This is a genomic window from Acinetobacter sp. 228 (assembly GCF_048147885.1).
On the sequence record NZ_JAYWYV010000206.1, the window covers coordinates 1 to 1,534 of the forward strand.

Consider the following 1,534-nt stretch of genomic DNA (forward strand, 5'->3'; position numbering starts at 1 on the left):
ACTGAATTCGACACAAATTACATTAAAACTAAAAGTTGGACAAGTGTCCAGTTGTGTATATAATAACCATGATTTGAACACATGTCCAAGTTTTGGATATTGAAGAGCGTTATGCAAAAAAAATGGTTAATCCTGACAATTATCGTCCTCATTTATTTACCAGTTACGATTGATGCAACGGTAATGCATGTTGCAACACCATCTTTAAGTGCAGCATTGAATTTAAATGCCAATCAGATTTTATGGATTATTGATATTTATTCACTGATTATGGCGGGTTTGATTTTGCCGATGGGTGCACTTGGTGATCGTATTGGCTTTAAAAAATTATTATTTATTGGAACCGCAGTTTTTGGTGTGGGTTCGTTAGCTGCGGCTTTTTCTCCAACTGCCTATGCCTTAATTGCTTCTCGTGCTGTCTTAGGTCTAGGGGCAGCTATGCTTATTCCTGCCACTTTATCCGGTATCCGTAATGCCTTTACCGAAGAAAAGCAGAGAAATTTTGCACTTGGTCTTTGGTCTACAGTAGGTGGAGGTGGAGCAGCTTTTGGCCCATTAGTCGGTGGTTTTGTATTAGAGCATTTCCACTGGGGAGCTGTATTCCTCATTAACATCCCGATTATTTTGGTGGTTCTAGTTATGATCGTGATGATCATTCCTAAACAACAAGAGAAAACTGATCAGCCAATTAACTTAGGGCAAGCTTTAGTGTTGGTTGTAGCAATTTTAAGCCTCATCTATTCAATTAAATCGGCTATGTATAATTTTTCGGTGCTCACGGTTGTGATGTTTGTGGTGGGTATAAGCACATTAATTCACTTCATTCGAAGCCAAAAAAGAGCTACGACACCAATGATTGATCTGGAATTATTTAAACATCCTGTGATTTCTACCAGTATTGTTATGGCAGTTGTGTCCATGATTGCTTTGGTTGGCTTTGAATTATTACTGTCTCAAGAGTTGCAGTTTGTACATGGGTTTTCTCCGCTACAGGCGGCGATGTTTATTATTCCATTTATGATTGCAATTAGTTTAGGTGGTCCATTAGCAGGTATTTGTTTAAATAAATGGGGTTTACGTAGAGTATCGAGCCTAGGTATTTTAGTGAGCGCGCTCAGTTTGTGGGGGCTTGCTCAGCTTAATTTTTCAACCGACCACTTTTTAGCATGGACGTGTATTGTCTTTTTAGGCTTTAGCATTGAGATTGCCTTACTGGCCTCAACTGCTGCCATTATGTCATCTGTACCACCTCATAAGGCGAGTGCAGCAGGTGCCATTGAAGGGATGGCTTACGAGCTTGGGGCTGGTTTGGGCGTTGCTATATTTGGGTTAATGTTATCTTGGTTTTATAGTCGTTCAATTATTTTGCCAGCCGAGCTTCCGTCAGACTTAATTGAAAAAGCGAGTATCTCGATTGGAGAAACCATGCAATTAGCGTCTAACCTTGAAAATCCTTTGGGAGGACAATTAATTGCAGTTGCGCAGCAAGCTTTTAGCTATGCCCATAGTTGGGTGCTTACCATTTCAGCTATTT

1 protein-coding gene is annotated in these 1,534 nt (G+C 40.0%); it reads left to right on the forward strand.

Going from position 1 to position 1,534, the window contains the following annotated elements:
• Window positions 1-111: 111 nt before the first annotated feature.
• A partial coding sequence (gene amvA, locus VXQ92_RS17405) for a multidrug efflux MFS transporter AmvA (RefSeq protein ID WP_416682663.1) occupies window positions 112-1,534 on the forward strand: 1,423 nt, incomplete at its 3' end.